Origin of the sequence: Amycolatopsis sp. NPDC051372 (assembly GCF_040682095.1) — a bacterium.
Lineage (GTDB): Bacteria > Actinomycetota > Actinomycetes > Mycobacteriales > Pseudonocardiaceae > Amycolatopsis.
The window spans coordinates 265,498-291,473 of the sequence record NZ_JBFBAF010000007.1; the positions used below are offsets into that span (position 1 = coordinate 265,498).

28 protein-coding genes and 4 pseudogenes are annotated in these 25,976 nt (G+C 69.5%); 21 read left to right on the top strand and 11 right to left on the bottom strand.

The features are described 5' to 3' along the window. Positions 1-80: 80 nt before the first annotated feature. The 4 genes and pseudogenes from AB0M56_RS13705 to AB0M56_RS13720 all read right to left on the bottom strand — a co-directional run. A pseudogene (locus AB0M56_RS13705) lies at positions 81-406 on the bottom strand (SDR family NAD(P)-dependent oxidoreductase); the annotation flags it as partial. A gap of 19 nt (positions 407-425) precedes the next feature. Then, complete coding sequence (locus tag AB0M56_RS13710; RefSeq protein WP_364174825.1) at positions 426-3,131, bottom strand: GNAT family N-acetyltransferase; 2,706 nt, start codon at positions 3,129-3,131, stop codon at positions 426-428. A gap of 2 nt (positions 3,132-3,133) precedes the next feature. Continuing rightward, positions 3,134-4,306, bottom strand: a complete 1,173-nt coding sequence (locus AB0M56_RS13715; RefSeq protein WP_364174828.1) for an acetoin utilization protein AcuC — start codon at positions 4,304-4,306, stop codon at positions 3,134-3,136. Between the two features lie 161 nt (positions 4,307-4,467). Continuing rightward, on the bottom strand, positions 4,468-5,307 hold the full coding sequence (locus tag AB0M56_RS13720; RefSeq protein ID WP_364174830.1) for a sulfurtransferase: 840 nt from the start codon (positions 5,305-5,307) through the stop codon (positions 4,468-4,470). Between the two features lie 110 nt (positions 5,308-5,417). Here AB0M56_RS13720 and AB0M56_RS13725 point away from each other — a divergent pair, with 110 nt between their 5' ends. The 3 genes from AB0M56_RS13725 (at position 5,418) to galE (ending at position 8,586) form a co-directional block, all read left to right on the top strand. Further along, positions 5,418-6,140, top strand: a complete 723-nt coding sequence (locus AB0M56_RS13725; RefSeq protein ID WP_304504291.1) for a metal-dependent transcriptional regulator — start codon at positions 5,418-5,420, stop codon at positions 6,138-6,140. Beyond that, positions 6,137-7,321, top strand: coding sequence for a galactokinase (gene galK / locus AB0M56_RS13730; RefSeq protein WP_364174833.1), 1,185 nt, complete (start codon positions 6,137-6,139; stop codon positions 7,319-7,321). Before AB0M56_RS13725 ends, galK begins: the two co-directional genes overlap by 4 nt. A 284-nt stretch (positions 7,322-7,605) precedes the next feature. After that, on the top strand, positions 7,606-8,586 hold the full coding sequence (galE, locus tag AB0M56_RS13735; RefSeq protein ID WP_364174835.1) for a UDP-glucose 4-epimerase GalE: 981 nt from the start codon (positions 7,606-7,608) through the stop codon (positions 8,584-8,586). 264 nt (positions 8,587-8,850) lie between these two features. Here the strand turns inward: galE and AB0M56_RS13740 are convergent, their stop codons facing one another. Further along, positions 8,851-9,960 (bottom strand): DUF4192 domain-containing protein, encoded by a 1,110-nt coding sequence (locus AB0M56_RS13740; RefSeq protein WP_364174837.1) that lies wholly within the window; start codon positions 9,958-9,960, stop codon positions 8,851-8,853. Between the two features lie 134 nt (positions 9,961-10,094). Continuing rightward, positions 10,095-10,526: pseudogene (locus AB0M56_RS13745) on the bottom strand (M23 family peptidase); the annotation flags it as partial. Between the two features lie 34 nt (positions 10,527-10,560). Between AB0M56_RS13745 and AB0M56_RS13750 the strand changes: the two are divergent. The 5 genes from AB0M56_RS13750 to AB0M56_RS13770 all read left to right on the top strand — a co-directional run bounded on the left by AB0M56_RS13750 (position 10,561) and on the right by AB0M56_RS13770 (position 12,381). After that, positions 10,561-10,734, top strand: a complete 174-nt coding sequence (locus AB0M56_RS13750; protein WP_364174839.1) for a hypothetical protein — start codon at positions 10,561-10,563, stop codon at positions 10,732-10,734. A 319-nt stretch (positions 10,735-11,053) separates the two neighbouring features. Next, positions 11,054-11,236: a hypothetical protein gene (locus tag AB0M56_RS13755; RefSeq protein WP_364174842.1), complete on the top strand. Its 183-nt coding sequence runs from the start codon at positions 11,054-11,056 to the stop codon at positions 11,234-11,236. 109 nt (positions 11,237-11,345) lie between these two features. Next, a complete protein-coding gene (locus AB0M56_RS13760) occupies positions 11,346-11,627 on the top strand; it encodes a hypothetical protein (RefSeq protein ID WP_364174845.1) in 282 nt (93 codons plus the stop codon). Further along, positions 11,627-11,908, top strand: a complete 282-nt coding sequence (locus AB0M56_RS13765) for a hypothetical protein (protein ID WP_364174847.1) — start codon at positions 11,627-11,629, stop codon at positions 11,906-11,908. The genes AB0M56_RS13760 and AB0M56_RS13765 overlap by 1 nt, the downstream gene beginning before the upstream one ends. A 110-nt stretch (positions 11,909-12,018) precedes the next feature. Then, entirely contained in the window at positions 12,019-12,381 is a 363-nt protein-coding gene (locus AB0M56_RS13770; RefSeq protein WP_364174850.1) for a hypothetical protein, read from the top strand. Positions 12,382-12,717: 336 nt separating this feature from the next. Here the strand turns inward: AB0M56_RS13770 and AB0M56_RS13775 are convergent. Beyond that, positions 12,718-13,492, bottom strand: a pseudogene (locus AB0M56_RS13775) (transposase family protein). Positions 13,493-13,575: 83 nt separating this feature from the next. Here AB0M56_RS13775 and AB0M56_RS13780 point away from each other — a divergent pair. The 5 genes from AB0M56_RS13780 (at position 13,576) to AB0M56_RS13800 (ending at position 15,918) form a co-directional block, all read left to right on the top strand. Continuing rightward, positions 13,576-14,511: an HNH endonuclease signature motif containing protein gene (locus AB0M56_RS13780; RefSeq protein ID WP_364174853.1), complete on the top strand. Its 936-nt coding sequence runs from the start codon at positions 13,576-13,578 to the stop codon at positions 14,509-14,511. A 113-nt stretch (positions 14,512-14,624) separates the two neighbouring features. After that, positions 14,625-14,762 carry a hypothetical protein gene (locus AB0M56_RS13785; protein WP_364174856.1) on the top strand — a complete coding sequence of 46 codons (138 nt, stop codon included), beginning with the start codon at positions 14,625-14,627 and terminating at the stop codon, positions 14,760-14,762. After that, positions 14,759-15,370, top strand: a complete 612-nt coding sequence (locus tag AB0M56_RS13790; RefSeq protein WP_364174859.1) for a glycoside hydrolase domain-containing protein — start codon at positions 14,759-14,761, stop codon at positions 15,368-15,370. Before AB0M56_RS13785 ends, AB0M56_RS13790 begins: the two co-directional genes overlap by 4 nt. Before the next feature lie 21 nt (positions 15,371-15,391). Continuing rightward, positions 15,392-15,661, top strand: coding sequence for a hypothetical protein (locus AB0M56_RS13795; protein WP_364174861.1), 270 nt, complete (start codon positions 15,392-15,394; stop codon positions 15,659-15,661). Between the two features lie 2 nt (positions 15,662-15,663). Then, positions 15,664-15,918, top strand: coding sequence for a hypothetical protein (locus tag AB0M56_RS13800; RefSeq protein ID WP_364174864.1), 255 nt, complete (start codon positions 15,664-15,666; stop codon positions 15,916-15,918). Between the two features lie 342 nt (positions 15,919-16,260). Here AB0M56_RS13800 and AB0M56_RS13805 read toward each other — a convergent pair whose 3' ends face one another. Then, positions 16,261-16,920: a hypothetical protein gene (locus AB0M56_RS13805; RefSeq protein WP_364174867.1), complete on the bottom strand. Its 660-nt coding sequence runs from the start codon at positions 16,918-16,920 to the stop codon at positions 16,261-16,263. Positions 16,921-17,232: 312 nt separating this feature from the next. Here AB0M56_RS13805 and AB0M56_RS13810 point away from each other — a divergent pair, with 312 nt between their 5' ends. From AB0M56_RS13810 to AB0M56_RS13830, 5 genes and pseudogenes are all read left to right on the top strand, one after another. Beyond that, the gene (locus AB0M56_RS13810; protein ID WP_364174870.1) at positions 17,233-17,553 is read left to right on the top strand and encodes a type VII secretion target; all 321 of its coding nucleotides are present in this window, start codon (positions 17,233-17,235) and stop codon (positions 17,551-17,553) included. Then, a complete protein-coding gene (locus tag AB0M56_RS13815; RefSeq protein ID WP_364174873.1) occupies positions 17,553-18,506 on the top strand; it encodes a hypothetical protein in 954 nt (317 codons plus the stop codon). Before AB0M56_RS13810 ends, AB0M56_RS13815 begins: the two co-directional genes overlap by 1 nt. Positions 18,507-18,512: 6 nt before the next feature. After that, positions 18,513-18,836 (top strand): annotated as a pseudogene (locus AB0M56_RS13820) (alpha/beta hydrolase); the annotation flags it as partial. Then, a complete protein-coding gene (locus AB0M56_RS13825) occupies positions 18,818-19,249 on the top strand; it encodes an alpha/beta hydrolase (RefSeq protein WP_364174954.1) in 432 nt (143 codons plus the stop codon). The pseudogene AB0M56_RS13820 and the gene AB0M56_RS13825, both read left to right, overlap by 19 nt. Positions 19,250-19,275: 26 nt before the next feature. After that, positions 19,276-19,845: an LppA family lipoprotein gene (locus tag AB0M56_RS13830; RefSeq protein ID WP_364174876.1), complete on the top strand. Its 570-nt coding sequence runs from the start codon at positions 19,276-19,278 to the stop codon at positions 19,843-19,845. A 315-nt stretch (positions 19,846-20,160) separates the two neighbouring features. Here the strand turns inward: AB0M56_RS13830 and AB0M56_RS13835 are convergent, their stop codons facing one another. Then, a complete protein-coding gene (locus tag AB0M56_RS13835; RefSeq protein WP_364174879.1) occupies positions 20,161-20,430 on the bottom strand; it encodes a hypothetical protein in 270 nt (89 codons plus the stop codon). A 65-nt stretch (positions 20,431-20,495) separates the two neighbouring features. On the opposite strand from AB0M56_RS13835, the gene AB0M56_RS13840 reads away from it, so the two are divergent. After that, positions 20,496-21,626, top strand: coding sequence for a histidine kinase (locus AB0M56_RS13840; protein ID WP_364174882.1), 1,131 nt, complete (start codon positions 20,496-20,498; stop codon positions 21,624-21,626). Next, positions 21,623-22,264, top strand: a complete 642-nt coding sequence (locus AB0M56_RS13845; protein ID WP_364174957.1) for a response regulator transcription factor — start codon at positions 21,623-21,625, stop codon at positions 22,262-22,264. Before AB0M56_RS13840 ends, AB0M56_RS13845 begins: the two co-directional genes overlap by 4 nt. Here the strand turns inward: AB0M56_RS13845 and AB0M56_RS13850 are convergent. Both AB0M56_RS13850 and AB0M56_RS13855 read right to left on the bottom strand, forming a co-directional pair. Then, positions 22,261-22,398, bottom strand: coding sequence for a hypothetical protein (locus tag AB0M56_RS13850; RefSeq protein ID WP_364174885.1), 138 nt, complete (start codon positions 22,396-22,398; stop codon positions 22,261-22,263). The two genes, AB0M56_RS13845 and AB0M56_RS13850, sit on opposite strands and share 4 nt — an antisense overlap. 158 nt (positions 22,399-22,556) lie before the next feature. Beyond that, positions 22,557-24,341 carry a Xaa-Pro dipeptidyl-peptidase gene (locus AB0M56_RS13855; RefSeq protein WP_364174888.1) on the bottom strand — a complete coding sequence of 595 codons (1,785 nt, stop codon included), beginning with the start codon at positions 24,339-24,341 and terminating at the stop codon, positions 22,557-22,559. An 86-nt stretch (positions 24,342-24,427) separates the two neighbouring features. On the opposite strand from AB0M56_RS13855, the gene AB0M56_RS13860 reads away from it, so the two are divergent. After that, complete coding sequence (locus AB0M56_RS13860) at positions 24,428-25,975, top strand: DUF4139 domain-containing protein (protein ID WP_364174890.1); 1,548 nt, start codon at positions 24,428-24,430, stop codon at positions 25,973-25,975. Position 25,976 lies beyond the last annotated feature (1 nt).

Below are 25,976 nucleotides of genomic sequence, written 5' to 3' on the forward strand. Positions count from 1 at the left end.
TCGCCGCGGCTCCCCCATCCGCCACCGGCGGCCTCGGAAACCATCACCGTGTCGGTCACGCCGGGGCTGGACGGAGCTCACCCCCGGCTGCCGCGCGCGCCCACCTCCGGCGCGGCGGCTTGGTCATCCCGCGGATCGCGAACTCGCTCGCGGTGCCGGCGACGAGGAAGGGCATGCCGGCGAGTCCCTCCACAGAGGACACGCTGACGATGGCGCCGCCGTCGAGGCGCTGGAACACGGACGCGTCACCGAGGTCGGCGGCGAGCTGTGTGCCCTCGGCGTCGAGCACGTCGGTGATCACCACACGCGCGCCTTCGGCCCCGAACGGGCGTGCGGCCGCCGCGCCCTGGGGGTCGACCCGCGCTGACCGAGGCCGCGACCCGGCTGCAGGGCGGCGCCGCGGCAAGACCCGGGGAGCCGGCGGATCAGTCCGACGGCGTGATGTGGCGCAACCGCCGCGGCCCGGTGTCCGGCCGGGTCGGCGGCGGGCCCAGCACCATGCGCGCGTTGGCCACGAAGGCGCCGTCGGGCGAGGCGAGGATCGGGTCGAGCGCCAGGGACCGGACTTCCGGGTTGTCCTCCGCCAGCGCGGCCACGCGCAGCACCATGTCCTGCAGCGCCGCCAGGTCCGCGGGTTCGTCACCGCGGTAGCCGGTGAGCAGGGGCGAGGTGCGGGGCTCGCGGATGAGCGTGGCAGCGTCGACGTCGGTGACCGGCACCGCGCGGTAGGCGCGGTCGCCGAGCAACGTGCTGACCAGGCCCGAGAGCCCGAAGGACACGAGCGTGCCGAACGACGGGTCGTCCTGCAGCCCGATCACGCACGAGATTCCCTTGGCCGCCATGCGTTGCACGTAGAGCTCGTTGTCGCCGGAGACTTCGCACAGGTCGCGGTAGGCCACGCGCACGGAGTCCTCCGACGTGAGGTCCAGGCGCACGCCCGCGAGGTCGGGCCGGCCGCGCAGCCGCTCGTCCACCGCCTTGAGCGTGACGGGGTAGCCCAGCTCCGCCGCGGCCGCGACAGCGGCGTCCACATCGGACACCACGCGGAACGGCACCACGTCGACGCCGTAGCAGCCGAGCAGCCGCACCACGTCGTCGTCGGACAGCATCGTGGAGTGGCCGTCGGCCTCGGCGACCAGCTCGCGCACGATCGATTGCGCCTGCTCGACGTGCAGCCCGGCCGGGCGCACCAGTGTCCCCTGTGGACGCTGCCGCCATGCCGAATACCGCACCACGCGGGACAACGCGGTCACCGCGCGTTCCGGGCTCGGGTACGACGGGATCGAACCCCGCGTGGGCACACCGTCTTCGCTCAGCACGGCCAATTCGTCGGGCACGCCTTCGGCCGCGAGGAACGTGGAGACAACGGGTTTCGTGCGCTCGTGCTCCAGCACGGCTTCCTTCAGCGCCCGTGCGTAGGCCGTGCCGGGAATGAGGATCGGCGGGGCGAACACGGCGATGAGCGCGTCGGTCTCGGGCGAGTCGAGGGCTTCGCGCACGGCGGCGGCGAACGCGTCGGGCCCGGCCTGCGGGCCGATGTCCACGGGGTCGAAGGCGAGGTGCAGCCCCTGTGCCCGCGCGGTGTCGGCGGCGAGCAGCCCGATCGCACTCGAATTACCGACGATCGCGATCCGCGGCCCGGCCGGCAGCGGCTGGTGCGCGAACACCAGCGCGGCGTCGAAGAGCTGCGCGAGCGACTCCACGCGCACCACGCCGGCCTGTTCGAACAGCGCCTGCACGCTCGCCTCGTCGACCTCAGCCGACGTGGCGGCCAGCTGGGGACGCACGGCGTGGCGGCCCGACTTCACCGCGACGATCGGCTTGTTCCGTGCGAGCCGCCGCGCCAGGCGGGCGAACTTACGCGGGTTGCCGAAGGACTCGAGGTAGAGCAGCACGAGGTCGGTCTCGGGGTCGGTTTCCCAGTACTGCAACAGATCGTTGCCCGAGACGTCGGCGCGGTTGCCGGCGGAGACGAACGTGGACAGGCCCAGGCCGCGCGAACCGGCGTCGGCCAGGATCGCCGTGCCCAGCGCACCGGACTGGCAGAAGAAGCCGGTGTGCCCGCGGCGCGGCAGCTGCGGCGCGAGGGTGGCGTTGAGCCGCACGCCGGGCGCGGTGTTGAGCACGCCGAGCGCGTTCGGGCCGACCACGCGCATGCCGTGCGCGCGGGCCTCGCCGACGAGCCGCAGCTCGGCGTGCAGGCCGAGCGGGCCGGACTCGGCGAAGCCGCCGGAGACGATCACCAGCGTCTTCACCCCCTTGGCGAGACACGCGTCGAGCACGGACTCGACGAGCTCGGCGGGCACGGCGACCAGTGCGAGGTCGACCGGGTCCGGAATGTCGAGCACCGACGCGTACGCGCGCACGCCGCGCACCGAGCGGTGCTCGGGGTTGACCGGGAAGACCGTGCCGGTGAAGTCGGCAGCGAGCAGGTTGCGGAAGGCGACGTGGCCGACCTTCGTGTGGTCGGCCGAAGCGCCGATCACCGCGACCGAGCGCGGGTGCAGCAGGTTGTGCACGCTGCGCGCCTCGGCCGCCTGCTCGCGCGAGCGCGCGACGGCGAGCGACTCCTCCGTCGGGTCGATGCTGAACTCCAGGTGCAGCACGCCTTCCTCGATGGCGCGGCTGACCTGGTAGCCGGCGTCGCGGAACACGCGGACCATGGGCGCGTTCTCGGCGAGGACCTCGGCGACGAACCGGCGCAGCCCGCTCTCCGACGCGGCGGCGGCCAGGTGCTCCAGCAGGATCGAGCCGAGCCCGCGGCCCTGGTGCTTGTCGTCGACGACGAACGCGACCTCGGCCGAGGGGCCGCCGTCAAGCCGTTCGTAGCGCCCGACGGCCACGATGTCGCCGCCGAGCAGCGCCACGAACGCGACCCGGTCGTGATGGTCCACAGTGGAGAATCGCTGCAGGTCACGCGGGGGGATCCGCGGGTAGGCGCCGAAGTAACGCAGGTAGCGCGTGCGCTCGGAAAGCCTGCTGTGGAAGGCGACGAGGCCGTCGGCGTCCGTGGGCACCACAGGCCGCAGGTGCACGGTGCCGCCGTCGGACAGGACGACGTCGGCCTCCCAGTCGCGGGGGTAGTCGTACGGGTCGCGCAGGCCGTTTCCGGGTGCCGGGTCTTCGGACATGGTCAGTCCCTGGGATCGTCCGGGTCGAGGCCGTGCAGCGGGAACACCGCGCGGCGGGTGTCGCGGATCGCGAGGTCGACCGGGTCGTCGGCGGCGTCGCCCCACGGCTTGAACGCCGTGTCCTTCTCGTCGGTCATCGCGTGCGGGATCTCCGCGGTCGGCGCGGCCTTGGTGATCGAGGAGACCCAGCCGGGCGGCAGCGCCGTGTCGGGCGCGACGTCGCGGTCGAGCACCGTGGCGATCAGGTGCGTCCACGAGCGCGGGACCACGCGGATCAGCTGGTAGCCGCCCCCGCCGACGGCGAGCCAGCGCCCGCCGCTGTAGGTCTCGGCGAGGTCGCGCATCGTCGAGTAGATGGTGCGGTGCCCGTCGACCGACAGCGAAAGGTCGGCCAGCGGGTCTTCCTCGTGCGAGTCGACGCCGCACTGCGTGACGAGGATCTGCGGCTCGAACTCGGCCAGCAGCGAGGGGACGACCGCGTTGAACGCCCGCAGCCAGCCGGGGTCCTTCGTGTGCGGCGGCAGCGGGATGTTGACCGAGGTGCCGGCGGCCTTGCCGTTGCCGATCTCGGCGGCGTAGCCGGTGCCGGGCCAGAGCGTGAACGGGTGCTGGTGCAGCGAAACGGTGAGCACGCGCGGGTCGTCGTAGAAGGCGGTCTGGACCCCGTCGCCGTGGTGCACGTCGGTGTCGAGGTAGGCGATGCGGTCGAAACCGTGGTCGAGCAGCCAGGAAATGGCGATGGCGCAGTCGTTGTACACGCAGAAGCCCGACGCGTAGTCGCGCATCGCGTGGTGCAGCCCGCCCGCGATGTTGACCGCGCGCTTCACCTCGCCCTCGGCGATCTTGCGCGCCGCGAGCAGCGTCGAGCCGACCACCAGCGCCGATGCGTCGTGCATCCCGCTGAACACCGGGTTGTCCCCCGTGCCCAGCCCGTGCCCGACGTCCCACCCGACGAGCGGCGCCTCCCGCACGGCCGCGAGGTACTCGGGCGCGTGGATGCGCAGCAGCTCCTCGTCGCCCGCCGCGGTGGGCACGAGCAGCTCGACGTCGTTCAGCACACCGAGCTCCGTGGCCAGCCGGATCGTGAGCTCCAGGCGGACGGGGTTGAACGGATGCTCCCCACCCAGGTCGTACCCCAGCAGTGCGGCATCCCAGACGACAGCAGGCGAGGACATGTACCGCACTGTACTGGCCCCGGCGTGCCCGAGCCGGGTTCAGCCTTCGGGCGCTGTGCGGTGGTTCAGCCGACTGTCACGGCCTGGCGCAGGGGGCTGAGGGCTGAGGGCTGGGGCTGGGGGCTGGTCGGCCCGTGGCAGGTCGGTGCCGCCGGCTCGGGTCAGCCGCGCTCGGGACCGGTGGCGGCGGGGCGTTCGGGGTCGCGCGACCAGTGCGACCAGGAGCCGGCATACAGCGCCGCCGGCTCGGGGTGGCCCGCGACTTCCAGCGCGAGCACGACCGACGACGCCGTGACGCCGGAGCCGCAGTAGGCGCCGACGGGGGTGCCTTCTTCGAGCCCCAGCCCGGCGAACCGCGCGGCGAGGTCGGCGGGCGAGCGCCAGCGGCCGTCTTCACCGACGTGCTCGGCCGACGGCGCGCTGATCGCCCCGGGGATGTGGCCGGCGCGCGGATCGACCGGCTCGGTCTCGCCCGTGTAGCGCGCGTGCGCGCGGGCGTCGAACAGCACGCCGGCCCGGGCGCGGGCGGCGGCTTCGTCGGCGGTGAGCACCGGCATGCCGCCGGGGCGCACCTCGAAGTCGCCGGGTTCGGGGGTGGGGGCGTCGGTGGTCGTCTCGCGGCCCTCGGCGAGCCACGCTGCGTAACCGCCGTCGAGCACCGCCACCTCGGTGTGACCGGCCCAGCGCAGCAGCCACCAGGCTCGCGCGGCGACGGAGCCGTCGGCGTCGTCGTACACGATCACCGGCCGGCCGGCGCTCACGCCGGCTTCGCGCAGCTCACGCTGCAGGTCGGCGGGGTCGGGCAAGGGGTGACGGCCGCCGTCGCCGGGCGGCGCGGCCAGCGCGGTGTCGAGGTCCACGAACACCGCCCCGGGCACGTGGCCCTCGCGGTAGGACTCGGCGGCGGGCGGCCCGGCCAGGCGCCAGCGGACGTCCAGCACCACGGGGCGCCGCGCCTCGGGCAGGGCGGCGAGCTCGGCGGGGGTGATCAGCGGGTCCATACGCCCCATCCTGCAGGTCCGGGCGCCTCACGCGCACCCGGGCCGGACTTTTCAGCCCGCCCGGCTTGTTATGTCGGCGCGTGCCGTCGCTGTCGGGGCCAACGACTACGATGAGCTACGCGGACGAAGGGGACAGCGTGAACGATCTCATCGACACCACCGAGATGTACTTGCGTACCATCTACGAGCTTGAAGAAGAGGGTGTCGTTCCGCTGCGGGCACGGATCGCCGAACGCCTGCAGCAGAGCGGGCCGACCGTGAGCCAGACCGTGGCCAGGATGGAACGCGACGGGCTGGTGGTCGTGGCCGACGACCGGCACCTGCAGCTGACCGACCACGGTCGTGAGCTGGCCATCGCCGTCATGCGCAAGCACCGTCTCGCCGAGCGCCTCCTCGTCGACGTCATCGGGCTCGAGTGGGAACACGTGCACACCGAAGCGTGCCGCTGGGAACACGTGATGAGCGAGGCCGTCGAGCGCAAGCTGGTCAAGCTGCTCGACCACCCGACCACCTCGCCCTACGGCAACCCGATCCCGGGCCTCGACAAGCTGGGCGACGGCGACCCCGCGCCGCCCGCCGAGTCCGACCTCGTACGCCTCGACGAGTTCGCCCGCACCGGCGGCGGCGACGTCGTGGTGCGGCGCATCGCCGAGCACGTTCAGCTAGACGAGTCGCTGCTAACCGAGCTCAAGTCCGTCGGCATCGTGCCCGGCGGCCGCGTCACGGTCGGCAAGGCCAACGGCGGCACCGTGACCATCGAGGTCACCGGCAGCGACTCCTCGGCGCAGGTGTCCACCTCGGCACTGCACGCCGTGCTGGCGCAGGCCAGGTGAGCCCCGCCGAAGACGCCGCAGGTGCGTTCCACCGGATTCACGGCCGCGCTCCGGCCGGGGTCTGGTCCGCTCCCGGCCGGGTGAACCTGATCGGTGAGCACACCGACTACAACGACGGCTTCGTGCTGCCCTTCGCCCTCCCCCACCGCCTCGCCGTGGCGGCCACTTCGCGTGACGACGGCAAGCTCAACGTCGCCACCCTCGGCGACGACGGCCAGTTCCAGTACTCCGACCTCCTCGACATCGCTTCCCTCGAACCGGGTTCGGTCGAGGGCTGGGCCGCCTACCCCGCGGGCGTCGCCTGGGTGCTGCGCGACCACGGCCACGCCGCGGGCGCCGACCTGGTCATCGCCGGCGACGTCCCCTCCGGCGCCGGCCTGTCCTCGTCCCACGCCCTCGAATGCGCCGTCACGCTCGCACTGCTCGGCCTCGCCGGCGTCGAACTCGACGATGGCAAGCCGGGCACCCCGGCCCGCCCGGAGATCGCCCGCTGGGTGCAGCGCTCCGAGAACGACTTCGTCGGCGCCCCCACCGGCCTGCTGGACCAGACGGCGTCGCTGTGCTGCCAGGACTCCTGCGTGCTGTTCCTCGACGTCCGCTCCGGCGAGATGGAACAGGTGCCGTTCCCGCTCGCCGAGGCCGGCGTCCGCGTGCTGATCATGGACACGCGCACCAAGCACTCCCACGCCGAAGGCGGCTACGGCGAACGCCGCCGCGGCACCGAGCGCGCCGCCGAGCTGCTGGGCGTGAAGGCCCTGCGCGACGTCACCCTCGAAGGCCTGGACGCAGCGCTGGCCCAGCTGCCGGGCGACCTCGCGCCGCTCGTGCGCCACGTGGTCACCGAGAACCAGCGCGTGCTCGACGTCGTGGCCCTGCTGCGCGAGGGCCGCCTCACCGACATCGGCCCGCACCTGGACGCCTCCCACGCCAGCATGCGCGACGACTACCGCATCTCCACCTCCGAACTCGACCTCGCCGTCGACTCCGCGCGCTCAGCCGGCGCCCTGGGTGCCCGTATGACCGGCGGCGGCTTCGGCGGCTCGGCCATCGCGCTGGTCCGCGAGGCCGACCTGGAGCACGTCCGCGCGGCGGTCGAGCAGGCCTTCGAGGCCGCCGGGCTCCGCCGCCCGCGCACCTTCACCGCGGTCCCTTCCCGCGGCGCGGGGCGCGACACCGTCTGACGCGGTCTCGGCTTCTGGTGCTTGTGGCTCCGGTGCTTGTGGCTCCGGTGCTTGTGGCTCCGGTGCTTGTGGCTCCGGTGCTTGTGGCTCCGGTGCTTGTGGCTCCGGTGCTTGTGGCTCCGGCACTGCCCTCGGGACTCCGGTCTCGGGGGCAGTGCCGTGTCCGGAGCCCGCGCGTTCGCCAGCGGGCCGGATCGGCCGCGGCAACCCCCGGACGGCCGGGCGCGGCGCCATGAGGGGAGACTGTGGCGCACAGTCACCGCCCACACCGGAAAGGCCACACCGTGACGGACCCGCAGAGCCCCCTGAAACTGATCGTCACGGGTGGCGCCGGCTACGTGGGCAGCGTGTGTGCCGCGCGGCTCATCGAAGCCGGTCACCAGGTCACGGTCGTGGACGACCTGTCCACCGGACACGCCGACGCTGTACACCCCGACGCGCGCTTCATCGAGGGTGACGCCGCCGCCGTCGCCGCCGACGTCCTGGCCGAGGGCTTCGACGGCGTGCTGCACTTCGCCGCGAAGTCGCTCGTCGGCGAGTCGATGACGGACCCGGCGAAGTACTGGGAAGGCAACGTCGTCACCTCGCTGCGCCTGCTGGAGGCCATGAAGGCCCACGGCACTCCGCGCCTGGTGTTCTCCTCCACCGCGGCCACCTACGGCGAGCCCGAGTCGTCGCCGATCCCGGAGACCGCGCCCACGCAGCCCACCAACACCTACGGCGCGTCCAAGCTCGCGATCGACCACGCCATCACGAGCTTCGCCCGCGCCCACGGGATCGCCGCGGTGAGCCTGCGCTACTTCAACGTCGCCGGCGCCTACCACGCTTTCGGCGAGCGCCACACCACCGAAACCCACCTCATCCCCCTCGTGCTCCAGGTTGCCACCGGCGACCGCGCCCACATCTCCATCTACGGCGACGACTACCCGACGCCCGACCACACGGCCGTCCGCGACTACATCCACGTCGTCGACCTCGCCGTCGCCCACCAGCTCGCCCTCCGCCACGCGACGCCCGGCGAGCACCGCATCTACAACCTCGGCAGCGGCACCGGCTTCTCCGTGCTGGAGGTCGTCGAGTCCTGCCGCCGCGTGACCGGCCATCCGATCCCCGCCGAGGTCGCCCCGCGCCGCGCGGGCGACCCCTCGGTCCTCGTGGCCTCCAGCGAAAAGGCCGGCCGCGAACTCGGCTGGAAACCCGAGCGCACCGACCTCGACGGCATCGTCTCCGATGCCTGGGCGTTCACGCAGTCGCGCCGCTCCTGACCGATCTCCCTTCCGGCGGGTCCGGACTCCGAGTGAGCCTGGGCCCGCCAGACGCGTTTTCCGTGCTGCGTCACCACTTTCCGGCGTCCTGGTCCAAGCCGAGCACCGGGAGCGACAAGCCCAGGTCCACGAGCTTCGCCCGCTGGTCGCAACAACCGCTGCCGGCGGCTCCGCGGACGCGAGCGACGCCCATCGACCTGCCGACGCCCTGGCCGGCTCCCGGCCGTGGCACCGCCCGCGCGGCGCGCCGACATCGGTCGGCCATCACACGGCGCCGAATCTGTCAGGACGGAGGCGGAGCCCGTCGCGGGGCCGAGGTCGGGCATCCGGGTCCAAGCCGAGCTCCGGGAGCGACAAGCCCAGGTCCACGGCGTCCGGCAGCGAAGCCAGCCCGGCGAGTCTCGACGGGTCCGTGCCCAGGTTCCAGGCCGCGTGGAGGAGCTGCGCGAGGACGTGGTCGGGGCAGGCGTCCCGGGCGTTGGTCAGGGCCATGCCCGCGAGGGCGCCTTCGCTGCGCATGAGGGCGGCGTACGCGACGAGGGCGGCGGCGTCCGCGCGGTGGGGCGCGGGCAGTTCGCGCACGAGCTCCAGCCACAGGCTCATCGCGGCCACGGCGACGGGCGACTCCGGCGGCACCGCCGTGGCGAGGCAGGCGTCGCGAACCTTCGGGACGCGCAGGGCGTGGGCGAGGCGCACCGCTTGGTCGTCGGACGGCGGACCTTCAGCTCGGCGGTGGCGGAAGAACGCCGCGCGTACCTCGGCGGCCGCCGCGCGCAGGTCGTCGGGATCCCACGGTGGTGCCGCGCGGGAGAGCAGGGCGCGGCGCCGCACCAGAGCCGAAGGAGAACGTGGCTCCAGCAGGGCCAAAACGTCGTCGCGGCTGGGGAAGGAGACGAAGCCGGCGTTGGTGATCGTCGCGGCCACCACCGTGTCGCGCGGATCCGGCAGCAGCCCGCTACAGGTGGGTTCGCGGTAGCACGCCCACGGTGCCCCGGCCGCGATCTCCGGTGTCCACAGTGGATGCATCACGGGCAGCTCGTACTCCTTGAGCGCGCGACTAAGTTCCCCGGCGAACTCGGCGTGGGGTAGCTCGCCGTCGGGGCCGGCCCGGCCGCCGACGATCACCACGGTGACGCCCGTGTGGTCGTCCACGCGGAAGCGCGGCGCGAGCGCATCCGCTTGCTCCGCAAGGAGATCGCCGGGTGGCAGGTCCGCGCGCAGGATCAGGCCGATTCGCGTGCCGGGCGGGCGGTGCCCGAGCAGCACCACGGAGTCGGCGGGCTTGAAGCCGAGCAGGTACGGGAGCGCCGCGATCAGCTGCGCCGGGTCGGTGAGCAGGGCCCGGGCCGTGCCGGGCGGGGTCGAGGTGGTCACGCACTCCACTGTGCGGCGGAAAACGGGCGGGGGAAGACGTCAGGGGAAATCTGTGGACAGCTGCGGCAGTTGTGGAAAACCGGCCCAGCCGCGCGGGCTGGACCGGGTTCGTGTCGGTGCCGTGTGCTAGGCGCTCAGCCGCAGTGCTCGAACGGGCTCGTGTAGGTGTCCGCACCCACCGAACCGCCCCACTTCACGCAGGTGGCGCCCGCAGTCTTCTTCACCGGCCCCGCGTAGTAGGTGAAGTTGCCGGAGTCGGTCGTGCGCGCCTGGCCTTGCACTTCCAGGAACGCCGACGTCGGGCTCGCGGTACCCAGCGAAACGGACTTCAGCGTCGTCACGCAGTTGGCCTTCGTCGAAGCGTTGTACAGCAGGTACGCGGTGCCGGACGAGCCCAGCCCCTGCTGGTCGATCACCGAGAACCCGGAGCCGCACACCTCCGTGGCCGAATAGGGGTTGCCGCCGCAGTTGTTCTTGCTCGTGAAGTCCTTCTTGCCGTAGTAGACGGCCGCGACGCCGTTCAGCACGGCCTTCTGCGTCACGCCGTTGAGGTTCTCCTCGCAGTTTTTTGAAACAGGGGGTAACGGAGAGGAACTCCCCATGAACATCGCCACCGTCTCGTCGACCTACCGCGCTATCCACTCCCGCGTCCGCGTCGATCAGCTGCCGCCCGCGGCCGTCGGTACCGAATTCTCGATGTACACCGCGTCCATCGAACGCATCGTTGCCCGGGTCGACGCCTTCGTCGCCGCTAAGTCCGTCGAGGCCGCGTGATGCGTCGTCTCGTCGCTGCGGCTGCCCTGGCACTGCTCCTGCCCAGTACACTCGCCGCCCAGTGCAGCGCCCCCCAGCATCTGGCGCCATCCTCACCGCCTGCCCACTGCGAAGAAGACCAGCCGTGCTGGGGCTGCACGCGGATGGGCAATCGCCAGTGCGACCCGGGAGGTGTCGACCTGTGAGACCTCGCCTACACCGACGACGGCGCAGTCCGAGCATGCCGAGGAGGCGGGCGGCAGCTGATCGGTCGGTGTAACGGCCACGGGCCACCCAGCGACAGATCGACATCAGCACGCGAGAAGGGATCACGCGACCCGTGGACATGTGGCACGAAGCGGTCGACGAACTGAACGCGATCGACGCCGAGCACGGCGAGTCCTTCACCATCGACCAGAAGCACAAGCACGTCGAGGTGATGGCACTGCTGTCGATCGCTCAGGAGCTGTCGAGGATCCAGGACCAGGGCATCAACCCGAAGTGGTCGGCCAAGGGCGACTGAGGTGGACGCACATCAGCACCGACCGTCTCCCGGACAGACCAAGGCCCAATTCGTCGCACACCTCCGCGAGATGGCCAACCGGGTCGGCGGCGGGTGGGACGGAGCAGACATGGTGGCAGCGCTTCGAGCGCGGGCGGACCGGATCGAGCGTGGCCTCGAGCCCTGGTTGCCGGCCACCCGCCTCGAGCTCCGGTACCTGCCGGACGTCGACGGGTACCTCGTAAAGCTGGACCGCCTCGCGAAGGGCGTCGTCGACGAGGAAGACTTGGCTGACCACTGTCCTTTGTGGAAGCAGCACGACACTGCCGACGAGATGGCGCTGCACGCGCAGATGGCGCTGTACGCGCAGATCGTGCCGTACCTGCACGAACCGAGGAAGCAGGGACGTTGATGCCGAAGATCTACAGGAGTCACAACTGCAGCCGCAAGCACCGCACCTGGACCGCCCTCGCGAAGTGCATGTGGCCGAAGGCGAGTTGGGTGGAGGGCGATGGCCAGTTCGCAACGGTGTCCAAGTGCCCCCACTCTGGTAGCCCCCGGGCAACCACAGTCGAGCTGCACCCGACCTTGACCAAGGCCGAGGAAGCCCTCGCCATCATCAACGACGGCGCGTGCGGCGGCATGTGTCAGAAGAGGCACGAACTGATTCAGTTGGAACGCGACACTCCGTGAGCTACCCCCGATGATTTCCTTAGATGCCGTGGCTACCACCGCCACGCCACCTGAACACGAACGCATGACATACGGAGCGGCCAGCGTCCCCGCGACCTAGCGTTCCAGACGTGAAAACGATCAAGCTCAAAACTCCGGGCGACACTTTCAAAGGCAAGGTCCTCAACGTCGGCCACACCTTCGAGACCGAGCGCTACGAGAAGTACGCCATCGAACTCGGGCTGACCTACGTCGCAATCACCCCGATCACGGCGCAGCCGGCCCACGACATCGAGGCCTACAACCCGCCCAAGGTCGGCGAGACCGCCGTCTTCTTCGTCAACGCGGCAAAGGTCGCCGATGGCAAGCCGCACCACGTCGGCGAGGAGATCTCCAAGGCCTCCCGTCGCGTCGGCAAGAACGGCGTCGACGTCGGCGACACCCTCGCGGGCAAGCTCGTCGACAAGATCACCAGCAGGAAGAACCCGAGTTGAAACCCTTCCTGAAACACGTCTTTCTCGTCGAGTCGACACCAGCAGACGTTAACGTAACTTTTCAATAACAACGAAGCCGTATAAGCCCTTTAGGGTTACAAATCAGTTTTTATCGGCCCTTATCAATGTAGAGAGCAAAAATCTCGGCTCGCTGTGTCGCGCAGAGCGCTCGATGACCCGACACCAGTGATCCCGGAGCCCCGTCAACCATCACGCGTCGACGGGGCTTCTTCATGCCCGGAAGCCGGCACCAGTCGCCCGGGAACCACATTCGACCTCCTCACCTAAGGGGTGTCTCGTAACTGCTCTTGTGGTTGGTGGGACTGGTGTTGCGGATCAGTCTGCGAGGAGGATGTTGTGCAGATGCGCGATGCCGGAGACCGTGTCGTTCAGCGTGCTGGCGGCGCGGCGATAGTCGCGCAGGATCTTCCAGCACTTCATCCGCGCCAGCGCGTGCTCGACACGGGCCCGGATCTTGCGATGGTCGGCATTGAGGTCTTCCTGCCAGTCCGCCAGATCGCTGCGGTCACGAGGTTTGCGATAGGGCATGATCACGGCCGGGTTGCCTTGGTAGCCACCGTCGGCCATCACCGAACGCCCCGCCAACTTCTGCTCGATGCCGCAGGCGCCCTAGACGGTGCAGTCGCCTGCGTTGCCCGGATGCGCGTCGCCGGTGGCGATCACCAACCGGGTGTCGGCATCGATCGCGACCTGCACGTTCGCCCGAGTACCGGTAGTTCTTCGACGGTGCTGCCAGCCGGTGATCCCGCGTCGGCACCAGGGTGCCGTCCACGATCGCGATCGCGTCGACCCGCCGTGTGCGGACCGGGGCCAGCGCCAGCAGCGGCCCGATCGTGTCGATCACTCGATGCGCCGCGGAATGCGACACTCCGAACAGCGGCCCGATCTGGCGCATCGTCAGGTTCGTCCGCCAGTACGTCGCGACCAGCAGCACACGATCGGCCAGGTCAAGGCGCCACTGACGACCAGGTCGGCCATCGGCGATCTCGTCACCGCCACGTTTCGCCACGATCCGTACCAACCTGCGGAACTGACCCGGTTCCAACCCCGTGAACGGGGCAATCCACTCCGACCGCGACGCCGAGATCACCTACACCACAACATGATCAACTATCTAGGCAACCAGACCCACACCGGGTTACGAGACATCCCTTAGCGAGTCGAGTGCTCTGTGTGCACAAGGAGAGCTGGCGGGCGCTGTCACGCCGCGGCCAGCCCCAAGCCACCCGGTCGCTGACCGGCGAGCTCGGGTTCACCCACGCGCTGACAGGCGCGCACGAAAGGCAATTCCACATGAACATTCCCGACGTCGAACGACTGCTGAACAAGATCAACCCCAACCCCAAGACGGGTTGCTGGGAACGGCAGGCCGCTAAGAACGAGCGCGGATATGGGCGCTTCTCATTCTCGGACATGGTGTACTACGCACACCGTGCCTCCTACGAGATCTTCGTTGGCGCGATCCCCGGCGAGCTCGTCCTAGACCACGTGTTCCGCAACCGCGGTTGTGTGAATCTGGCCCACTTGAAGCCGATGACGCAGAAGGAAAACACGCTCGCCCAGGACTCGGAGTCCTTGAGCGCCGTCAACGCCCAGAAGACCAAGTTCCCGCGTTACCACGAACTGTCCGGCGCGAACCTGAACCCGGCCGACCTGAAGCGGGGCCGCCGCAGCTGCCTCGCCTGCCACCGTGCCAGAGCCAACGGACACCACGCCCGTCGCCTCGGCCGTCCGTTCGACCTCGATGCCGCGGCGAACGCTCACCACTCGACCATCAAGGCACAGGAATCGAACACTTACACACTGGCGAAGAACGGCAGGTGGGCGATTTTAGCGACGATCGCCACTGCTGGCACCGGCAATGCCAACGTCGGTCAGGTCAACGTCATGTTGTCCAGCGCGGAGGAGCCATCCTTCGGCGCCATATATGCCGTCAACTGTGGGAACCGCGTAGTTAACCTTCAAGGTGCGTACATCCAGGTGCAAGCCTACGTGAACGTCATCAGCGGAGCCGCAACCGTCGCGTGCAACGTCTACGCCTACACGAACACGTTGGACATCACCGCGGGCGGCGCGCCCAATATCCGATTCGTCTACCTGGGCGCTTAACCACTCCACCGAAACCATCGAGGGTTGATGACGTAAATGCCTGAAGAAACCCCAACTTCGAATACTGGTTCTCGCGACTGGAGGCCAAGATCGACGAAAAGCTCGACACCGCCGTGAACACCCTCGGCAGGCACGAAGAGCGCATCAACACCCTCGAGAAGGCGCAGGCTTCCCTCGGCACCGTGTGGCTCGCAGTCGGCGTTGGCTTGCTCGCGTGGGTACCGAGCGTGCTCGAGTTGGTGGCGAAATGACCTACTGGCTCGACTACTCCGCGGCCAAGCTCACAGGCGCCATGGTCAAGGCCGCCGGATACACCGGCGTCATCCGCTACATCGACGCCCCGAACCTGCTCAGCACGAAGCACACCAACCTCAACGAGTACCGCTCTCACCTAGCCGCCGGCCTCACGGTTCGCCTGGTCCACCAGGGCACCACGAAGGACGCCGATTCCGGCTTCCAGGGTGGCGTCAACCGTGCGACTCGCGCGAAGGCCGGCGCCGACTACCTCGGCTACACCGGCGTCATCTTCTTCACCAACGACCGCACCACGGTCCCCAACGTGGCCGCTTGGCAGGCCTACCTCGACGGGTCCGTCCTCGGCAAGGAACGCGCGGGCGCCTACGGCTTCAACAACGCTCTCAACGCCGCGATCGGCCACGCCTCCGCCTTCTGGCAGGCCGGCCGTCACTCCGACCTCGTCCCGCACGCCAACTTCTGGCAGGACAACAACGTTCAGGTGACGGTGGGCGGCATCACGTGTGACCGCAACCTGGTCATTTCGGACTACAACATCTCCGGCGGGGGTGGCGGTGCCTTGATCGGCGCTCCCGACGACGAAGACGAAGAGGAATCCATGTAGCCCAAGCTTCAGCCCGTCAGCATGACTTCCCGGATCGACACGCTCCCCTGGGACGGCCGGGCCGCCGTGCTGAACATCATCCCGACCGGTGACATCGTGTTCATGGGTAAGCCGATGAACTGGGGCCCGAAGGGTGGCACTGGCGGGGGCGACTCGACCGTCTCGGGCGTCAACCCCTCCCGCGTCGAGGTTAACCAGCCGGGTCAGTACTCCATCCCCGCGGGCACCACGCGCGTCTTCTGCTCCTACTCCTGCGCGTCGCAGCACTACGCGTGGATCAAAGCGGTCTGAGCATGGTGAACAAGCTCCGCAAGTACGCCAAGGCCGTCCTCGCCGAGGTCGGTGGCCTCACGCCCGGACTGGTCGTCGGCGTCCTCGCCCTCTTCCACGTCGACATCGACGCCACCACCGCGGCCACCGTCGTCGCCGTGGCTTCCCCGATCCTCGCCGCCATCGGTATCGCTGCCGGCCCGGCCAACAAGCCTCCGGCACCGAAGGAACTCACCGAAGCCCCGAGGGAGCTGCTCTCGAGCTGGCTCGACGCCTGACCTGCGCGAACGGCCAGCACGTGACGGATGTGACGGGGTGCTTCATTATCGCTCTGAAGGATCCAATCCCGACAAAATCGGTCCTATGCGCTCAACGAAGCACCCCGTCACATCCGTCACGCCAACGGCCCCGCCTCCTGCGTTTGAGCAGGTGGCGGGGCCTTTTTTCGTTGCTTCGATGCGGGTCCGCCTCCAGCAGGCAACGCGGACCGCCTTCCGCTCAGACAATCGGATCGCAACGCTGTCCGCACGCGCATCGACGCCGTGCCGACGGCTGCGATGACTTACCCGCTGGTGCGAGCTGGCCCAGAAGCACGCACGGTCCGGCCGGATAGCGGTCCGCTAATCGGTGCCCAGGAAGTTGCGTAGCTCGTCATCAGCGCCACCGTCATCGAGGCGCCTGTAGTGCTCTCTGAACTTCTTATCCAGGAATTTGCGACGCTTCTCAGTCACTTCGTTGATCCGAGCAAGACGGAAGGCGTCCTCCCCGCTACGTCCGCGCCAGTACTTCAACCGCCACCTGGGTCGGCATAGCTCCAGGCTGATGTCCAGATGGATGTCTGCCTCATACAGGCCCTTGCGGATGGTTGACCACTGTGGCTCGTCTCCGAGGTCCTCCACTGGCCGTTTGATGGCGTAGTGCGCTCCGGCAACGGAGTTGTTCAAAACACCGCCGACCGACTGTCTGAACCCGAGTGCGTACAGCTCCTCGGCGCTGCGTTCGGCTGCCGCGAGTTGTTCGCCCAGACCGCGTAGTCGCTCCTGAAACCGGTCAGCCTCTGAGCCGACGGGATCGTCTGTCGATTCGAGGAGCCGAAAGCTCGGGTTGTTGAGGATCAAGAACAACTGGACTTCGAGGGCTCGCCTCATCTTGGCGATGCTGACGATCCGATCCTTCCGTGCCTCCAGCCGCGGCTTCGCCGCGTACTCGACGAGCAGCGTGACGACGGCGGCAGTGCCTGCGCTGATCAGAGCTGCCTGAAGCCCGAGCGGTAACGACATTCGCCTTATCTATCACGCCCGACGCCGACGCCTGGTCGTGCCGAATGTCGCCCACCAAGCCGTTCGGTTGAGGTATCTCACTAGAGGTGGAGGTGTCGGGCTCGCCAGCATCACCGAACCAGGAGGGCATCCGGTAGCTGCCCTACGCCGGGCCGTGGCGGAACGGGACCCAAGATCGGCCCCGGCAGGCTTGAGTAGATCTACGCGTCCGTGACCTGTGGCGTTGAACCCGGCGTGATCACTGCCGTACGGTGACCATGCGGTAACACGACGCCACCGGCGACTGGGCTTGGTGGCAAGGGAGGCGGGGCGATGGGGTCGGGAGGCTTCACGGCGGTGCCGGACGCGCTCAGGGCGGCGGGCCAGTCGGCCGGGGAGAAGGTGGATGGCCTACGTAATGCTTACTGCGCTGAGCCGGCCGGACGAGTGGCTGCGGCGGTGCCTGGGGGCAAGGCTGCGGCCGCGGCAGGGCGGTGCCGGGAGGCGTTGGCGGCCACATTCACCGAGTGGTGCGACGAAGCAAGGCGGCTGGCCGAACACCTGGGCACCGCGGCTGACCGCTACCATCAGGGCGATCATGCACTGGCTGGAGTGTTCCCGCAGGCCGCGCCGGGGATGAGAGGGCCGCGCTGATGGTGTCGCTTGCCGATGTTCGGGCCTGGAGCCCCGCCGCCTTGGAGGACATTTTCTCGCTGCTGCAGGCTCGTACCCAGATCCTGATCAATGACGGGGACGACTTCGCCAAGACCCTCCCCGTCGAGGGATGGAGCGGCGATGCCGCTGACAACGCCGCCGCCCAGCACCGCGCCTTGACACGCGGGCTGGACACCATCGCCGCCGGAGCCGCCGCCCTCGGCAAAACGATCGCGCAAGCCGCCGATGCCATCACTGGTGTCCAGAGTGCCCTCACCAATGCGGAGGAGTTGGCGCACAAGTACGGCTACCAAATCACCGACGCTGGTGCTGTCGCCGACACCTTCGCCGGACAGCAAGTGCCCCCGGACCTGAACCTCGAGGACCGGGCACGCACCCACACCCAGCTGGTGGACGACGTCGCGCAGATCCTGCGCACCGCCGATGACATCGACACAGACCTGGCCTCGGTGCTGGACCGGGCAGCGGCAGGCCAGTTCGGTACCGGCGACGAATCCACCGTCGCAGCCGCTGCCGCGGACGGAGTCAAAGATCCCGGGCTCACCCTGCCCGAACCCCCACCCAATGCGACCCCAGCTGAGAACGCGGCCTGGTGGTCCACCCTCTCGACCGCGGGGCGGGCGATCCTGCTTCGTGATCACCCTGACTGGCTCGGCAACCGCGACGGGTTGCCCGCCGCCGTACGCTCCCAGGCCAACATGGCCCGATTGCCAGCGGAACGAGCTGCCCTGGAGCAACAACGCACCGCCGCGCAGGCCATGATCGAACAAGCGAAAGCGGTCTATGACCCGTCGGGTGGAATCATGAAGGCAGCCCTTGGCCAACTGCAGGAAGCCAACGACAAAATCGCGTCACTGGATACGATCGCGACGACAATGGGACAGGGAGGCCGCCAACTTCTTCTGCTGGACACCAGCCATCCACGTGTCTAAGCCGCGATCGCGGTCGGCGACGTAGATAAGGCCAACAACGTCGCGGTCTTCACTCCGGGCTTCACCACGACAGTCGACGGCTCCCTGGGCAAGTACGACCAGAACATGAACGACCTCAAGGGAATGGCCAACGACATCACCGACCGCCACGGAGGCGGCCCCACCGCGACAGTCACCTGGATCGGATATCAAGCTCCGCAGTGGGACGGTGTCGCGGATCCCGGCCAGTCGGTGGCCAGCCCCGAACTCGCCAAGGCCGGGGGAGACAGCCTCGCAAAGTTCTACAACGGAATCGGCGCCGGTCACGACGCATCGAATACGCCACTGCACCTCACCGCTCTCGGACACACAGTTACGGCTCGACCACCACCGGGTTCGCTCTCGGACACGACACCCCTGTCGACGACGCCATGCTGTTCGGCTCCCCTGGGCAGGGTTCCGACCATCTCAACGTTCCGCAGGGCCACTTGTTCAACGAACACGACACAGGTGACGACCTGGTGCCGAACATCCACGGGACACTTGGACCGAGCCCCTATTACAGCCCGGACGCGATGTCGCAGTACCACCAGATGTCCACCGACGCCAGCGCTACAGAGCTCGGCCAGCTCAACGCCACCAGCGGCCACAGTGGATACCTCGACGGCAAATCCACCAGTCTCTACAACATGGCTGCTATCACCACCGGACACCCCGACCTTGCGCAATACAAGGGCACTGTCATCGCTGGAGCTCCCCGATGAGGCGTCACCGCGGCGCGCGGTGGACGATGAACCTGCTGATCGTCCTTGCCGTAGGCAGCACTGCCGCATGCGGCGCGACCGACGACTCTTCAGGAGGAAACGTGAACGCGGATACCGCGAAGACGTTCGCGGCTCTGATGCAACGACCGAACATCGAAGATGCGACGCAGCAATACCTCGCCATCGATACCGAGCTTCGCCAATCGCTGTCGCGCGAGATCACATCCCTGAAAACCTGGGCCAACGGCAGCGAAGGTTCACGGGCCTCCTGCGCCGGTGACTACCCCGGAATCGACGCCGACGGCGTCACCAGCAGTCTGGCAAGTCACATCGTCGCAGGAAACCTGCCCGACAGCGACTATGAGAAGGCTTTGACCGTGATTGGAACCGTGGCGCAGAAGTACGGGTTCACACCGCAACCTCAGCGCTTGCACGACAGTCCCGGATCTCACGACGCTGTCTTCCACAACGCACACGACGACGGCGAGATCTCCTTCGGCACCGCACAGAACACCAGCCTCCGCATCAACCTCGGTTGCCACCTCACCGCTGTGGCCAAGAAACGCGGAACCCCTGCGCCAGCGCCAACCGACTAAGCATCCCCAGTGCCGTAGCCGATCCCTGCTCATCAAGAGCTGCCTCGCGGCGAGCGTTTCGGTTGAACCCGGCCGCCGCGCTGTCATCGGGGCAGCCGGCGCGGCGTCCGGGAGACCAGCCTGAATCGGGGATCGGGGAGGGCGAGTGCTCGCATGCGTCGACGCCGGGCGCGGGCCACGTGTTCCAACCACACCGCGGCCGGTGACCTGCGCGAACGTCCCGCGTGTGACGGATGTTAAGGGTGTTTCATTATCGCTGTTGTTTAGGTCTCGACCCGGGTCATGTTGATGAAGACAGGGCAGCTCGGGCCGTCCTCAGCGTCCCTCGCAGCGGCGGTCGAACAGGCTCCAGCCGCGCCGCAGGCTGCGCATGGCAAGACTGAACCAGACGGCCAGGTCTCCGAGTCCTTGGCCGTCGGCCATGCCGAACCCGCTGGTGCATGTCACGTCCATGGTGCCGGAGATCGTGACGTGGTCGGAGTCGGCGCTCACGGTGCCCCCGAGTGCCGCGCCCTCGATCGACGACGCGCAGAACAACGGTTTCCACCTCAGCCTCGGCAGCTGATTCTTCGCCGGGGAACGCATTCGCGCCTACCCGCCGACCCTGGTGGTCCTCCCGTACATTCTCCCTACAAGCACCGGGGAGGGACATGACCACCACGACCACCGGGAAACGCCGGCCGCTCGGCGCTCCCGACTGGGTGCGGTGGGGGTTCGTGGTGTTCCCGTTGATCATCTCGATCCCGTACCTCACGGCGTGGTGGTCGTGGGTTCTGTTCGGCGTGACGCTGGTGGCGTCGGCGCCGTTGCTGCCCGCGGCGCCGGCGTCGAAGCCGGCGTGGGTGCTGCCGACTGCGATGCCGGTGGTGGTCGCGGCGGCGGGCGCGCTGTGGGTACTCGAGCCGAACAGCTGGATGTCGGTGGCGATGTTCAGCACGACGTTCTACACGCTGCGGACGTTCGGCCGGGCCCTGACCGCGGTGGTGCTGGTGTCGAGCGCCGGCGCGATCGTCTCGTGGGCCGTGGTGCACCGGCTCGACTGGCTGAACTGGCTCGCGCTGTTCGCCATCCTGATCGTGATGGTGCTGCTCGCCGCGAGCCGGCGCGACCGTGCGGCGCGGCTGGAGCAGACGGAGCTCGCGCTGGCCCGCGCGCAGACCGCCACCGAGGAGCACGCGCGCGCCGCGGCGCTGGCCGAACGTGCGCGCATCGCCCGCGAGGTCCACGACGTCCTCGCCCACTCCCTGGCCGGTCTCGCGCTCAACCTGCAGGGCGCCCGGCTGATGCTCGTGCGCGACGGCGCCAGCCCCGAAGCCGTCGCCCAGATCGAACGCGCCCAGAAGCTGGCCTCGGACGGGCTGTCCGAGGCGCGCAAGGCCGTCGCCGCGCTGCGGGAGGACGCGGTGCCCGCGCAGCGAGCCGTGGCCGACCTGCTCGCGGGCTACCGCCTGGACACAGGGGCGCGCGCCGACCTGGTCGTGCAGGGCGAACCGCGGGACCTCGACGCCGGCGTGACCACCGCGCTCGTCCGCGCCGTGCAGGAGGCGCTGTCCAACACGCGCAAGCACGCGCCGGGAGCCGACGTGGACGTAGAGCTCGCCTTCGTGGAGTCACACGTCGAGCTGACGGTGCTCGATCGCCAGGGCCGCCGTCCGCCGGACGCGCCCGCGGCGGGATACGGTTTGCGCGGCATGGCCGAGCGGGTCGCGCTGCTCGAAGGAAAGCTGGACAGCGGGCCGGGAGAGGACGGATGGCGGATTCACCTGACGGTGCCGGCGTGAACCTGCGCGTGGTACTGGCCGACGACCAGGCCGTGGTGCGCGAAGGTCTCGTGACGTTGCTGGGGTTACTGCCCGGCGTCGAGGTGGTCGGCGCGGCCGCCGACGGCGACGCCGCGCTGGAGCTCGTCGCCGAGCACCACCCGGACGTCCTGCTGGTCGACCTGCGCATGCCCCGCCGCGACGGCGTCTCCACCACGGAGGCCGTCCGCGAGCGCTACCCCGCCACGGAGGTCGTCGTCCTCACCACCTACACCGACGACGAGTCCCTCCTCGGCGCCCTGCGCGCCGGCGCCCGCGGCTTCCTCACGAAGGACGCCGACGCCGAGACCATCGCGCGAGCGCTGCGTTCCGCCGCGGCCGGTCAGTCCACAGTAGACGGCGAGCTGCAACGCCGCCTCGTCGACGCCGCCACGCGCCGGGCCCCCGTACGCGCAGCCGAGGTCGAGGGCCTGACGGCGCGCGAGATCGAGGTGCTGCGCCTCATCGCGGCGGGCCTGTCGAACACGGAGATCGCGCGGCAACTGGTGGTCAGCGAGGCCACGGTCAAGACGCACGTGAACCACCTGTTCTCCAAGGCCGGCCTGCGGGACCGTGCGCAGGCGGTCGCGTTCGCGTACCGGGCGGGGATCGCGGACTAACGCCGTACAGCCTCGACGTACGGCCGCAGCGCGGCGGCGAAAGCCGTGTCCGGGACGGAGTCGGGGACGACGGTGTAGCCGACGACGCCGCCCTCCTCGAAGACGAAGCGCTGACGGACTCCAAGACCGTCCACCAGCACACCCCCGCCCTCCTCGGGGGGCGTCCCCAGTCCCAGTTTACCGAGGTGAGGGGCCAAAATCGCCCGCGCGGAGAAACTGTGGACAACTCCGGCAAGGCGGGGTCGGGGTGTGCACAAGTCAGCCGGGACCACCACGTCTCCACGAAGGTCACTCAGAAGCCCAGCGCCGGCTTCCCACCGGTGACCGGCAGGGTCAGCGACGTGCGCGTGAGGTCCAGCGACAGCCCGGCTCCCGGGCGCGGCCGAAGGGTGTAGTCGTGGTCGCTGGAGGCCACGAGGAGCTCCAGGCGGTGCCCGGCCGCCAGCACGTAGTCCTTCGGCATCAGGGAAACCCCGATGCGGTACGAAGTCCCGGGCACGATCGGCGAAGTCACCGCAGGCGAAACGCGGTTCTGCGGGTCGGTCCAGCCACGCGTGATCACGAAGGACTTGCCGTCCGGGGCGCGGTCCAGCAGTGCCACCGTGACGTTGGCGGCGGGCCGGTCGAACGACAGCTGCAGGTCGGCTCGCGCGGTGCCCGAGAGGCGCAGCGGCGACTTCACCGCGGGGGTCCCGTACAGCAGGCGGTTGCCCGATGAAGCGGCGTCGGCGAGTTGCTGCACGGTTTTCGAGGCGTCGTCGGCCAGGACCTCCACCGTGGGACGGCCAGGTACGGCGACGGCGGAAAGCGTGCCCTTCGCGCGGCCGCCCGGCCACGGGTGAACCTGCACGTCACGAGTTCCGGGCGCGGGCCAGTCGGCTTCGTCGGCCCACGACTTGTCCTCGCGCTGGATCGTCGCCTTCGGTTCGCGCTCGATGCCGTTGTCGATGCCGTAGAGGTAGTGCGACAGCCACTTGTTCAAGGTCGTCAGCCACACGTCGCGGCGCAGTGAGATCGGGTCCGCGTGGCCCGACTGGTGCAGCCAGATCTTGTGCTCCACCCCGTGCGCCTTCAGGGCTTCGTACCACGAAGCGACCTGGTCGGTCTTCACGTTCCAGTCGTTCAGCCCGTGCACGGCGAGCACGGACGCGTGGACCTTGCCGACGTCGTTGCGGTAGTTGCGCACGTCCCAGAACGGGCCGTAGTCGCCGGTCACCCGGTCCTGGTCGGCGGTGAGCCCGTCGATCACCGGACGGCAGATCTGCCGGTCGGCGCGCGTGTAGACGTACTCGGCCAGCACGTCGGTGTCCTCGCCCTGGAAGCCGCCGGCGGCGACGACCGCGCCGTCGTTGCGGTAGTACTCGTACCAGTTGGAGATCGCGGCGATCGGCACGATCGTCTCGAGGCCGTCCACGCCGGTGCTCGCGACGGCGTTGGGCAGGGTTCCGTTGTAGGACACGCCCATCATGCCCGTGCGCCCGGTGCTCCAGCCCGCCGTCACGGGAGCGCCGGCCTCGTCGCGGGCCAGGGCGCGGCCGTTGAGCCAGTCGACCACCGACCGCGCGCCGACGGTCTCGTTCACATCGCCCGTCGTCGGGCAGCCCGTGGACAGCCCCGTGCCCAGGGATTCCCCGTACACCACGGCGAAGCCGCGCGCGGTGAAGTAGTCCTGGTAGCTCCAGCGGATCGGCGGCGCGGCGTGCGGGCCGACGCCGGTAGCCGCAACCCGCGAGGAATCCGGCACCGACAGCTCCACGTCCACGTTGTGGTTCGCAACGTCGTTGCCCCCCGCGAAATACGGGCTCGCTTCGTAGACCGCCGGCACCTTCATCCCGGCGTCCGTCGCGCGTGGTCGCACCACCTGCGCGTGGACGAGGTCGTCCTGCCCGTCGTGGTCGCTGTCCACCGGTGCGGTGACCCAGACGTCCTCGCGCACCACGTCGGCCGGGTCGAACACCGGCTGCGCCTGCCCGTCGGAGAACACCGGCGCGGGTGGCGGATCCGCCTGCGCCACCCCCGTTCCGAGCGGAAGCACGAGCACAGCAGCGAGCACGGACGCGATCCGAGCAGCTCCCACCAGAACCCCCAAGCCGGACGAAGCGGGCGAGCACCCCCGACACTTCCGGCAACCGCGCCCGCCGTCAACCGACTAACGTCGGGGCCATGGATGCTCCGATCGTCGCCGTCACCGTCTACCCGCAGCACGCGCGGATCACCCGCCGCGGCCGGGCGAACCTGGCCGAGGGCGCCCGCGTGCGGATCAGCGGCCTGCCGCTGGCGCTCGACGCGGAATCGGTGCGCGTCACGGGAACCGGCGCCGCGCTGATCACCGGCGTCGACGTCGGTTACGAGCAGCACGCGGGCCCCGCCGACCCCGCGCTCAACGCGCTCGTCGAGCAACGCCGCACGGACCAGGCCACGATCGACGCCGTCGCCGACGACGAAGCGGCCGAAGCCGCGAAGGTCGAGTTGCTCACGGGCGTGGCGAAGCGCAGCGGGGCGAGCTTCGCGAAGGCGCTGGCATCGGGCGTCGCGGGCCCCACGCGCGTCGAAGAGGTCACCGAAGCGCTCGGCGGGCAGCTCGCGGCCGCGCTGCGCACGCGCCGGGCGCTCACCGAACGGCTCGAGCGGATGCGGGAAGACCTCGCCGCAGTGGAACGCCGGATCGCGAACCACAGCGCACAGTCCGAACAGGACAGTGCCACCGTCACCGTCGAACTCGTGCCGCAGGAAGACACCGGAGAGATCGAAGTCGAACTGTCCTATGTGGTCCCCGGTGCCAGCTGGGAGCCGGGTTACGACGTGCGCGTGCGCGACACGGACGTCACCGTGACCTCTTTCGGCCTGGTCAGCCAGCACACCGGTGAGGACTGGCCGGAGTGCGAGCTCGCCCTGTCGACCGCTCGCCCCGCGAGCACCGTCGTGGTGCCGGAGCTCGACCCGTGGTTCCTCGACCGCGTGCAGCCGGCGCCGCCGGCCCGGCCCCTGGCCGCGTTCGGCGCGGCCATGCCCGAGCCCGGCAGCGCGGCCGTGCGGGACAAGGCCGTTTCGTTGCGCCGCATGGCCCCGGTGTTCGCCGAGGCCGAGCAGGGCACCACCGCGGTCACTTACCGGCCGTCGCGCCCGGTCGCGATCCCGTCGGGCTCGCAGGGCCACCGGACCACGCTGGCGCAGCTCGATCTGACGGCGAAGCTCGGCTACGTCACCGCGCCCGTCCAGGCGACGGAGGCGTACCTGCGCGCGACCGTGGTGAACACCGGCGAGCACACGCTGCGCGCCGGGCGCGCGGCCGTCTTCCACGACACCGAGTTCGTCGGCACCACCCGGCTCGACCTGTGGGCTCCGGGCGAAGAACTCGAGCTCGCCCTCGGCGTGGACGACCGCATCCGCGTGGAACGCGACCTCGTGCGGCGCACGGCGAGCAAGGCCACGCTGTCGGGTCAGCGCCGCCGGGAAGCGGAGTACCGCACCACGGTTTCCAACCACAGCCCGCGCGAAGCCGTGATCACCGTGCTCGACCAGGCACCCGTCTCCCGCGACGAAGCCATCACGGTGCGGGACGTGCGCGCGACACCGGACCCGGTGGAGACCACCGACCTCGGCGAGTTCACGTGGCGGCTCACGCTCGCGCCCGGTGCGACCGGGACGGTCACGCTCGCCTACCGCGTGGACGTCGCCAAGGGGGTGGAGCTCAGCGGCTGGCGGGAATGAC

Bases quoted from the DNA above. Each gene is read 5' to 3' on its own strand.
- AB0M56_RS13765 (WP_364174847.1), top strand. From the start codon at position 11,627: ATGCCGAAGATCTACAGGAGTCACAACTGCAGCCGCAAGCACCGCACC.
- AB0M56_RS13835 (WP_364174879.1), bottom strand. From the start codon at position 20,430: ATGCGTTCCCCGGCGAAGAATCAGCTGCCGAGGCTGAGGTGGAAACCG.
- AB0M56_RS13810 (WP_364174870.1), top strand. From the start codon at position 17,233: ATGGGGTCGGGAGGCTTCACGGCGGTGCCGGACGCGCTCAGGGCGGCG.
- AB0M56_RS13760 (WP_364174845.1), top strand. From the start codon at position 11,346: ATGGTGGCAGCGCTTCGAGCGCGGGCGGACCGGATCGAGCGTGGCCTC.
- AB0M56_RS13830 (WP_364174876.1), top strand. From the start codon at position 19,276: ATGAACCTGCTGATCGTCCTTGCCGTAGGCAGCACTGCCGCATGCGGC.
- AB0M56_RS13815 (WP_364174873.1), top strand. From the start codon at position 17,553: ATGGTGTCGCTTGCCGATGTTCGGGCCTGGAGCCCCGCCGCCTTGGAG.
- AB0M56_RS13720 (WP_364174830.1), bottom strand. From the start codon at position 5,307: ATGGACCCGCTGATCACCCCCGCCGAGCTCGCCGCCCTGCCCGAGGCG.
- AB0M56_RS13790 (WP_364174859.1), top strand. From the start codon at position 14,759: ATGACCTACTGGCTCGACTACTCCGCGGCCAAGCTCACAGGCGCCATG.
- AB0M56_RS13805 (WP_364174867.1), bottom strand. From the start codon at position 16,920: ATGTCGTTACCGCTCGGGCTTCAGGCAGCTCTGATCAGCGCAGGCACT.
- AB0M56_RS13840 (WP_364174882.1), top strand. From the start codon at position 20,496: ATGACCACCACGACCACCGGGAAACGCCGGCCGCTCGGCGCTCCCGAC.
- AB0M56_RS13800 (WP_364174864.1), top strand. From the start codon at position 15,664: ATGGTGAACAAGCTCCGCAAGTACGCCAAGGCCGTCCTCGCCGAGGTC.
- AB0M56_RS13715 (WP_364174828.1), bottom strand. From the start codon at position 4,306: ATGTCCTCGCCTGCTGTCGTCTGGGATGCCGCACTGCTGGGGTACGAC.
- AB0M56_RS13795 (WP_364174861.1), top strand. From the start codon at position 15,392: ATGACTTCCCGGATCGACACGCTCCCCTGGGACGGCCGGGCCGCCGTG.
- AB0M56_RS13860 (WP_364174890.1), top strand. From the start codon at position 24,428: ATGGATGCTCCGATCGTCGCCGTCACCGTCTACCCGCAGCACGCGCGG.
- AB0M56_RS13725 (WP_304504291.1), top strand. From the start codon at position 5,418: ATGAGCTACGCGGACGAAGGGGACAGCGTGAACGATCTCATCGACACC.
- AB0M56_RS13750 (WP_364174839.1), top strand. From the start codon at position 10,561: ATGAACATCGCCACCGTCTCGTCGACCTACCGCGCTATCCACTCCCGC.
- AB0M56_RS13710 (WP_364174825.1), bottom strand. From the start codon at position 3,131: ATGTCCGAAGACCCGGCACCCGGAAACGGCCTGCGCGACCCGTACGAC.